9 protein-coding genes and 1 pseudogene are annotated in these 9,798 nt (G+C 29.1%); 6 read left to right on the top strand and 4 right to left on the bottom strand.

Annotation, left to right across the window (positions count from 1 at the left end; all coding sequences use genetic code 11):
• A partial coding sequence (locus HMPREF2737_RS01865; RefSeq protein WP_070650037.1) for a poly(glycerol-phosphate) alpha-glucosyltransferase occupies positions 1-1,366 on the top strand: 1,366 nt, incomplete at its 5' end.
• Between the two features lie 159 nt (positions 1,367-1,525).
• Here the strand turns inward: HMPREF2737_RS01865 and HMPREF2737_RS01860 are convergent.
• The 3 genes from HMPREF2737_RS01860 to HMPREF2737_RS11155 are packed head-to-tail and all read right to left on the bottom strand — an operon-like array spanning position 1,526 to position 5,094.
• On the bottom strand, positions 1,526-3,040 hold the full coding sequence (locus HMPREF2737_RS01860) for a glycosyltransferase family 4 protein (protein WP_070650036.1): 1,515 nt from the start codon (positions 3,038-3,040) through the stop codon (positions 1,526-1,528).
• A 22-nt stretch (positions 3,041-3,062) separates the two neighbouring features.
• Positions 3,063-4,922: a Mur ligase family protein gene (locus tag HMPREF2737_RS01855; RefSeq protein WP_229664824.1), complete on the bottom strand. Its 1,860-nt coding sequence runs from the start codon at positions 4,920-4,922 to the stop codon at positions 3,063-3,065.
• Positions 4,900-5,094 (bottom strand): hypothetical protein, encoded by a 195-nt coding sequence (locus HMPREF2737_RS11155; RefSeq protein WP_080287561.1) that lies wholly within the window; start codon positions 5,092-5,094, stop codon positions 4,900-4,902. The genes HMPREF2737_RS01855 and HMPREF2737_RS11155 overlap by 23 nt, the downstream gene beginning before the upstream one ends.
• A gap of 886 nt (positions 5,095-5,980) precedes the next feature.
• On the opposite strand from HMPREF2737_RS11155, the pseudogene HMPREF2737_RS01845 reads away from it, so the two are divergent.
• The 5 genes and pseudogenes from HMPREF2737_RS01845 to HMPREF2737_RS01830 form a co-directional block, all read left to right on the top strand.
• A pseudogene (locus tag HMPREF2737_RS01845) lies at positions 5,981-6,602 on the top strand (tandem-type lipoprotein); the annotation flags it as partial.
• Positions 6,599-6,769 (top strand): hypothetical protein, encoded by a 171-nt coding sequence (locus tag HMPREF2737_RS11550; protein WP_154230751.1) that lies wholly within the window; start codon positions 6,599-6,601, stop codon positions 6,767-6,769. The pseudogene HMPREF2737_RS01845 and the gene HMPREF2737_RS11550, both read left to right, overlap by 4 nt.
• A 186-nt stretch (positions 6,770-6,955) precedes the next feature.
• The gene (locus HMPREF2737_RS01840; protein WP_037552027.1) at positions 6,956-7,843 is read left to right on the top strand and encodes a mechanosensitive ion channel family protein; all 888 of its coding nucleotides are present in this window, start codon (positions 6,956-6,958) and stop codon (positions 7,841-7,843) included.
• 233 nt (positions 7,844-8,076) lie between these two features.
• Positions 8,077-8,265, top strand: coding sequence for a hypothetical protein (locus tag HMPREF2737_RS01835; RefSeq protein ID WP_037552024.1), 189 nt, complete (start codon positions 8,077-8,079; stop codon positions 8,263-8,265).
• An 86-nt stretch (positions 8,266-8,351) separates the two neighbouring features.
• Positions 8,352-8,876 carry a DUF3267 domain-containing protein gene (locus tag HMPREF2737_RS01830; protein WP_037552021.1) on the top strand — a complete coding sequence of 175 codons (525 nt, stop codon included), beginning with the start codon at positions 8,352-8,354 and terminating at the stop codon, positions 8,874-8,876.
• 73 nt (positions 8,877-8,949) lie between these two features.
• Here HMPREF2737_RS01830 and HMPREF2737_RS01825 read toward each other — a convergent pair whose 3' ends face one another.
• Positions 8,950-9,798 (bottom strand): CobW family GTP-binding protein, encoded by an 849-nt coding sequence (locus tag HMPREF2737_RS01825; protein ID WP_070650035.1) that lies wholly within the window; start codon positions 9,796-9,798, stop codon positions 8,950-8,952.

Below are 9,798 nucleotides of genomic sequence, written 5' to 3'. Positions count from 1 at the left end.
AAAAAAAACACTGATCAATACAAGAAGAAATTATGTAGATTTTGGTATAGCATTTGATAGTCAATGGAATTTTGCAGTATTACCTGAAGAAATTAACGCGAATGCTTTTGTTCGACCAGATAATACTACTAAAGAGTTATTTCTTTCGGAAAAAAACATCAATAATTATTTACGCAAATATACTACAAATAAAAAGGCATTTTCTAGTGAGTTCTATAATGAAAAAGAAGTTATTAAATTCTATACACAAGGTTTCTTTATAGGTGATGAAGAAGTACATGAACTATATAGCGAAGGCTATAAAAAAGGTTTAAGAAAAGTAAATGATTTAAATAATGAAATTGATCAATTAATTGAAAGTAGTACTAATTTCTTACAAAATATGTTGTTAGATAATGGTAAATATATTTATGGATATTTTCCTCATTTTGATAATGAAATTGGATTCTACAATGTTTTAAGACACTCTTCTTCTACTTATGCCTTAATTGAGGGTCTGTCCTATTTAGGTAAAAGCTTACAACCTGTTGAAAAAGCAATTGATTATATCATTTTAAATCAACTGTTTGAGATTGGTGATAAAGCCTATATCTTTGATGATACAGAGGAAGCAAATGAAATCAAATTAGGACAAAATGCTTCATTTATATTCGCAGTTTGTGAATATTTAAAGCATGAAGATAATCCTAAATTTCTTGAGTCAGCTCAGAAAGTGGCTAAAGGTATTCTTTCAATGATAGATGAAGATACATATGAGACAACTCACTTATTGAATTATCCTGATTTAAGCGTAAAAGAGAAGTTTAGAATTATTTATTACGATGGTGAAGCAGCGCTTGCTTTATTGAGATTGTATCAAAAGGATGAAAATGAACTATGGCTAAAAACTGTAGAAAATTTGATGGACCGTTTCATTGAGAAGAAATATTGGCAATATCATGATCATTGGTTAGGATATTGTACGAATGAATTAGTTCAAATTAATCCACAAGACAAATATTTTGAATTTGGAATCAAAAATGTGAATAATTACTTAGATTATATTAAAAATCGTGAAACAACATTTCCAACATTCTTAGAAATGTTAATGGCCACATATAGATTAGTTCAAAAAGCGAAAGATACGGGTCGCGAGGAATTGGTAAACAATTTAATAGATGAACAATATTTGATAGATGTAATTAATATTAGAGCAGATTATCAAAGAGTTGGATTCTTTTATCCTGAAATTGCTATGTATTTTAAAAACCCATCAAGAATACTAGGAAGTTTCTTTATTAAACACCACGGTTATCGTGTTCGAATTGATGATATCGAACATTATTTATCTGGATATGTACAATATCAGCTTGCATTTAATAGGTAAAATAAGTATTTGAAATTTAAATTAATGACTTACAAAAAATGGTTGATTTACATAAAAACGAAATCAACCATTTTTAATTTGCTCTTTAATAATTATTTTTCATATAACTAAAATTCTAATTTCATAAAGAATAACTGAAAAAACTAAACAACATGTGAGCTATTCATAACTTGAATTAATTGTAGAAAATCTATCTTCCCATAACTTCATAACAATTTTACTTGAAAAAGCTTTAGAGTGCTTGATACATTCTTGAGAAAAAGTATCTCTTAAAGTCTTATCTAATAATAGGTTTCGCACTCGATTATATAATTCATCTTTATCATTTTTGTTAATTAAATAACCATTTTCATTATTTAATATTAATTCGGAAGGACCATACTTCGAATTATAGCCAACTGGAGGTATGCCTTCAGTTATAGTTTCTAATAAACCTAAATTAAATCCTTCCATATTACTAGTAATTAGAGACATATAAGCATCTTGAATCTCAGCACTTAAATTTCTTCTAAACCCTCGTAAAAACACATTGTTTTCTAAATTATATTCAGTGATTAGTTGCTTGTATTTTTCTTCTTCTTTACCAAACCCATACAAATGTAGTTGGATGTTAGGAAATTCTTTAATTAATTTAGAAACTAATTCAATTTGATGATTCAACTGTTTTTCAGGAGAATAACGTGCAACGGAAATAATTTTATTATTATTTATACTATGATTATTTCTTTTTAAATTAGTAAAATGTTCATCAATATATCCTACTGGTATAGTATGAACAGGGATTTCATTATTTATTCGAGCTGATATATCCAATTGTTGCTGTTTAGTCGATACAATTATCCCAGAGTATCTATTTAGATTGTTAAAAACATGTTTATAAGTATTTTTGATGTCCGATTCATATACCATGTCAATATTCTTGACATGAGTACTATGCAAAACAGCTAAAACAGGTATTGTTTCACTAGTATTATTGAATATTGGTGCAGTATTTATATTTTTATCACTCAGGAAAATATCTCCATTTTTATACAATTTTTCAATTGCAAATGCTAGTAATTCCTGATCATTATTAAAATACTTAAGTTGAGAATCGGTGTTATAAATAATAAGTTGTGATTGTGAATTTTCAAGTTCTGGATTAAAAAATTTTTGGAACTTTATAGTACCTTCAGGAGTGTAATAATGTTCACAAACTACTTTTTGATTTGTTGTTAAAGTTCTTGAACAACAAATCAAAAAGCCTCTTGAATCATATAGATCTCGACGTATTTTACGTTGATTTACATCAAAATGATTTATGTAATCCAAATGTTGGTAATTACTATCATTAAAATGGACATACATTCTATAGTTGCTTTTTTCATATATCTTTATATCATTGGTATTTTCAATAAATTTTAGTGTATAATTACACTCTTTAGTCCAATGAGTGATCCAGTCCTTATGGATGCTTTTTATATTTATACTGTCTTGTAGCACATCATATAAGCTTAATATATCGTCATCTTCAATTTGAAATAGACTTGCATTAAAATGTAAACGAGGTGACCACGATGCAAAAATCAATTTACTAGTTATCGAGTGATTTTTAAATAAGTTGTGTCTATTAATCATCGCTTTTTCAATTCCGGTTAATTTATTTCCTAACCTATTCCCTACTGAATATATCATTTTAATTCAACCTCATTTTTTGTTATTTATTATTTAGTTTATTTTTAATTTCATTTAAGTTTGGGTAAGAGGTAAATATAATAAATTTATCTTTATCTTTTATAATACCGCTATTATATTTCCTGCCAATAATTATTTCGTTAGTAAATTTAAATAGGGTATTTTTATATGCTTTTAAAATTTTAAATAAGTCGTCAACAGTGAAGTTTTGTCGTTCTCTCATAGTATGACGTCCAGTTAAATTTATTGCTACAGAATTTGAAAGACTTAAATGTTCTATTTTTGAATTGATATATTCATCGCGCTTTGGACCGTTTTCAAATAAATACTTAGATAATTCATAAGAAGGTGTATACATAGGTGAATTAAGCATGGCTTTCATCAATTCGTAAGTTGTCGTTTCTTTTCCTTCATAATAAAGTTTGTTATTTGTTGCCCAGTTAGCAATAAAAATAGTATCTTCTGATACATTATCATCTATAGCTTTTAAATAATTAAAGATAGGGCCTAAGCCTTCAATTGTACCTGAATGTTCTCTGTTATGAGATTCAATGACATTATAATTTTCATCAATAATCATATAACTGCGACCGTTCAAGGATTGACCATCAAATAAAGAAGTGTTCGAATTATTAATATTATATTTATTTAATTTCTCAGGTAATTCTTTTGCTAATTTTGGAAATTCTGTACCACCTGCTGATGATTTTAATAGAGTTAATGAATCTGGTTTATTTAGGTACAATAAATCTTTTTCTAATAGATGTCTATTAGAATACCATGTTATATTTTTGCTTTTTACTCCTGTAACGACACTCTTTAAAGCATCATCCATACATAGAATATAATCTGCATTACTATTTTCTAGAACATCAACTAATTGCAAATGCAATGATTTAGAGTGCTTACCTAAGTCACTAATTTGCCCAATCGCAATAATTTTATTACCTTTAAAAAATTTTGTTTGAGTATTAAATGCTTTTATAGCATTAATCATTGCTGGTAATGAAGCGTTGTGTGTATCATCTATTAAGTTAACTTTATAGTTAGGTGTTTCAACTTCTTTTAGGTTTAAAACTTTTTCAAATGGTTTAAATGTACTTAAGTTCTCTAAGGCTCTTTCTAGTGGTATATCTAAATGCGATAATGTAGCAAATGTGGCTAGAGAGTTTTCAACCATACCGTCACTTATTGAATTAATTCTATAAGTATATTTTTGTCCGTTAAAATCAATTGTTATAACTGTATAGCCTTTACTATATTGAATAGATTTAGGACAAATTGTTGCGCTAGAGTCATGTGTACTATAAGTAATAACATTACTTGTATTTTGTTTGGCGCGTTCGATTAATATATCTGAATGTAATGTATCTTTATTAATTATTGCTACTCCCTCAGGAGTTAAACCATCAAAAATACTTGCTTTCACTTCTACAATATTTAGAATATCTTTAAATGTAGACATATGAGCAGCACCTATACCAGTAACTATAGCAATATTTGGTTTTATTAAATATGATGAATTACCAACTGCATTTAATGCGTTTAATGATACTTCTAAAACAGCAAAATTTGGTTGTCTAATCATTTTGCATAATAATAAATATACTGCGGATCTTATGTTATTATTAAATCTATTTTGAAGAGGATAATAATCTTTAAGACCAGCACTTATCAGCATTCTAGTTGAACTTTTTCCCATTGATCCTGTTATAGCAACAACAGGGTGTTTATACTGTAGTCTCATTTCTTCAGCTAATTTAGTTAGTGTGTTTGCAGAATCATTGATAACTAATTGAGGAGTTTTAAACTTCATGTCAGGAACATAGGTTTCAGTAATAATTAATCCTAAATCTTCCTTATCCTTCTTTTGCGTTTGCATCTCTACCAAAACGTCTCCATGTATGCTTATTGGGCGATATGTAGGCTGTGCTTTTATTATGAATAAAGGGGAACCAATTCTCAAAATTATTTATAACATTGTCCTCTTTACCTTCAGCATCAAGGAGATTACCTCCTAAAATATTATGAAGTTCTTTAATTGTTAATGACATTTTGTACTCCTTTATAAAATGTAAAATTGTGTTTAATTTCTAAATATATATATAGTATAGCATGTTGATATACTGAAATGATTTGAAAAATTTTTGAAACTTAATGACTTATATATTCATATTAGTTTAAAATTCGATACTATTCCATAATGATGGAATGTGATGTATATGATTAATCAATATACATCACATTTCATTTAATGCAACTATTGCACAAGTTAATAGTATATTTAAAAATAGGTTAGTGAGATTGATTAATTATTGATTATGTTGGTATCAATGAAAGCTTGGAAGAAGGGCTTAAAAATATAAAAACTTGGATAAATCACAATACAATCATAGACACAGATAAGTTCGTCAATCTGTTAATGAATTATGATGTGATAGAGTTAAGTGAGGATAAATGTTAACGTTTTATTAAAACAGTCACAGAATTAGATAGAGCATTTGCAATTTGTGCTACTGAACTTATAATCTAAGAGCTCAATAGTGAAATTGTCTTTTTTAAAGTTGTTAAAGCATAAATTTGTTGAATTATTACAGAAAAAGATCGAAATTTAGTTACTGCTAATGGAACGGCAGCATTAGAGTTTGCCGAACTCATTTTAAAAGGACTTGAATTTGATAGTAAAGAAAATATTGAAAGGCAAATCTATATGTATCAAAGAGGCTTCTATGAGTATTGTAATAAGTATGGCAATCCTTATCAATAATTAAAAACCGCATCATTATCTGATACGCAGAAGCGTATCGTAAGTGAGGCGGGTTTTATTTATTATTTATGAAAGTAAAATAAAATTTGAATTCCATCTTAAATGTATTATATGTTCATTGTTGGATAATATGTAGATGTTTAAGAAGTTGATTTATATAATGTTTACCAATTTATGAGAAAGAGGGTTATCGTGATGAAGAGTTTGATAAAAAGGATAAAGGGACATGGATAGTTGGATCTATCATGACAATTGAACCAAAAGGTAAGTACATGGAATCTAGAGGTATGTTTCTATATATTAATCGCAATACTAGAACAACTAAAGGTTATTATTATGTGAGGAAAACAACAGATGACAGTAAAGGTAGACTAAAAGATGATGAAAAGAGATATCCTGTAAAAATGGAGCACAATCAAATTATTCCAACGAAGCCGATACCTAATGACAAACTAAAAAAAAAGAAATAGAAAACTTCAAATTTTTGTACAATATGCCAACTTTAAAGATATTAATGATTATAAAAACGGGGATATTTCATACAATCCTAATATTCCTAGTTAGTCTGCGAAATATCAACTGAATAATAATGACTATAACGTGAAACAATTAAGAAAAAGATATGATATTCCAACCAATCAAGCCCCTAAGTTATTGTTAAAAGGGGATGGCGACTTAAAAGGATCATCCGTAGGTTCTAAAAATTTAGAATTTACTTTTGTAGAAAATAAAGAAGAGGATATATTTTTTACAGATGCAGTACAATTCACTCCTAGCGAGGATGATGAATCATGAGTCAAACAGATTATCAAATAAAACCTGATAATATAAAAGGTAATTCTAAAGAAACCAGCTCAATATCCAAAATCAGTTATGAAATAGAAAATGCGAATAATAAAAGTTTGAAAAAATGGCAAGGTTATTCTATGGATGGTTTTATGATTACACCTGGAAGTGACTGAAAATAATCAGTAGTCCTAAGATAATTTTTTATATGGAAATTCATAAAGCATCCTTCATCACAAAGTGAAGGGTGCTTTGTTTATTTATAAGTGTTATATTTAGAAATGACTTACTGCTCATTATCTATAAAGATTTGTACATTGAAAATATTGATTGTTTTAACAAGAGGAGGTCATGTTGTTATTATGAGTCAGTTTAAGGACACATTATATAAACTATTTGAGCCAATGATGAAAATAGAGTTCTATCAAAATCTTTTGGTTAATCTTTTAATTATACTTGCTTATATCTTGATGGGTATGATTGTAATTGCGATATCAAGAAAGTTAGTTACTAAATTTTTCAACGTTAATGAAAAGAAAAAGAACCATCATAAAATTAAGAGAAGTGAAACACTATCCACATTGATTCAAAATTTAATAAGTTATGTCGTATGGTTTATTGTCCTTACGTCAATACTTTCACGTTTCGGTATTAGTGTATCAGCAATTTTAGCAGGAGCTGGAGTTGTTGGTGTTGCCGTTGGTTTCGGAGCACAAACAATTGTAAAAGACATTATTACTGGTTTCTTTATTATATTTGAAGGACAGTTTGATGTGAGTGATTATGTTCAAATTAATGCATCTGGGGTAACAATTGCTGAAGGTACAGTTAAAACGATTGGTTTAAGATCAACACGTATACAATCAGATACTGGAGAAATTTATACATTACCTAATGGTATGATTAGTGAAATAGTCAATTATTCTGCTACAGATGTTTCACCTATTGTGATGATACCGATTTCTCCAAATGAGAGTTATAAAGTAATAGAAGAGAAATTATTAAGATTTTTACCTACATTAAAGAATAAATATGACATATTTGTATCCGCACCAGAATTACTTGGTTTAGATAGTGTTGATGGCAATGAAATGGTGATTAAACTTTTAGCACATGTTAAGCCCGGAATGCATTTTCCAGGACAACGTTTGCTTCGTAAAGAGGTCATACAATACTTTAGTGAAGAAGGCATTCATATTCCTAAACCAACACTTGTAAAACTTGATAAAGAATTGAATAAAAAAGAATAGTCTGCAGATTCATTTTTAATGTGAAAATTCATAAAGCATCCCTCATCGCAAAGTGAAGGATGCTTTATTTTTATTATGATAAGTCATGAGTGATAGTGATTTGAAAAACATTGTTGAGTAAAGTTGTTATAAAGTCATCATGTATGAAATTTCATAGACAGTATCTTGTATTGATACATTGTATACACACTATTCATTCTGGCTTTAGTTAAATTTAAACAAGAGGAATGAAGATGACAAAACGCTTTACTGTTAAAACAATATTTGCTTTTATAGTTTTGTATAGATGTGTATATAATTTTAACTTTGCAACAGAACCTACGATTAATATAAGACCACAGAAAAAAGGAACAACACTCGTTATGTATGCCAAAGATAAAGCGAATAATAAGAGTGCTTCTTTAAAGTTAAAAGTAAAATAAATCAAAAATGAAATAACGATGCATTGTGAACTTCACGAAATCATATTACGATTGTAGTAACAAAACTTTCAAAAGGGGCGTTATGTTTGGAAGAAATTAACTTGTTAGAAGATAAAAAATTAGCGAATAAACTAGCTATATATTCATATATTAGCTTTGTCGTTTTCGGCATCATTTTTTATATTATTATGAAGTTTTCGGATACACCTAAATTTTTTGATTCTTTGTTAGTTAACGCATTATTCGTGATTATTCTTATTGTACTTATGTTTGTTGTTCATGAGTGTATTCACGGGATATTTTTCAAACTATTTTCACCTAAGAATAAAGTCTACTTTGGGGCAGCTAGCGGTATGATTTATTGTGCGATACCAGGGGGGACGTTTACACCGTTTACGTTTTTAATTAGTAGTATTGCACCGTTTGTCATTATCACAATGCTATTTATAGTGACGTTATTTTTAGGGTGGTTTCCACGGGGGCTCTTTTTCTTCTTTGCCACATTTCATGCAGGATGTTGCGCTGGTGATTTCTATTGGGTTTGGAAAATGATTAAAGCACCGAAGAATGCCACAATTGAAACGACGGATAAAGGCATTATCATTCACTAGCGCTTACTTTACTTTTGTTTAGTAAAAGCTTATATGACAATCCAACACGATTTCGTGTTGGATTTTTTAAGTGTTATAAGTCTAACTCGATATCATCTAACTGCTTGCCAATGACTACCAAATACAAAGGAACATCTGATTTGAATTGAATCGGTGTTAATTCGATTTCTCCTTCAGCGTATTGAACTAAATGTATCAATTTACTATCTGTAAAACGCACAAATCCTTTCACACGGTATACTTGTTGTGGGAGTCGGGTTAATCTTTCAATTAACGCTGCTTTCGTTTGTGAGAGAGGTGTTTCTATTAACTGATGATTGATGGCGTGATGGAGTGTACCTCTTTGTTTAGCATCTAAATGTTTCACGTTTAACAATGTGTTTAATGCTAATTCTCCCCATTGTCCTACTTGTATGTTTGCGTCTCCATTAATGACCTCTAGATGTCTTAATAAGCAAGCGATTTGATTAAAATCAGCGATATCAATCTTATTCACAAATAATGTAGAACAATGACTTAACTGTTCATAAAATAACGCTTGAATATCTCTAGGGTATGTTTCTATCTTCTCGTACAACTTTGCATCAATGATGCCAAGCATACTTCTAATAGTGGTAATTGGAGCTAGTATAGGTGTTAGACAGGCGTCAACAACGGCCAATGGTTCAGCGATACCACTACATTCTATAAACACAAGATCTGGTTGATGTTCTAAATATATTTCATGCAATTGTTGTGAAACGTTTGATTTCATAGCACAGCAAATGCAGCCTTCTACAATCTCACTGATAGGAATAGTTGGATGAATGAGTTGACTATCGACACTCATTTTTCCGAATTCATTAATAATTAATGCAGTTTTTATATCATGATTCAATGCGTCTTTAATTGGCTCTACGTCAAATCGGACTGATGAGTCCAA

This window comes from Staphylococcus sp. HMSC069D12, from assembly GCF_001810405.1.
GTDB lineage: Bacteria > Bacillota > Bacilli > Staphylococcales > Staphylococcaceae > Staphylococcus > Staphylococcus haemolyticus.
The sequence above is the reverse complement of the archived record's forward strand: the minus strand, read 5'-3'. Positions and strand labels throughout refer to the sequence as shown.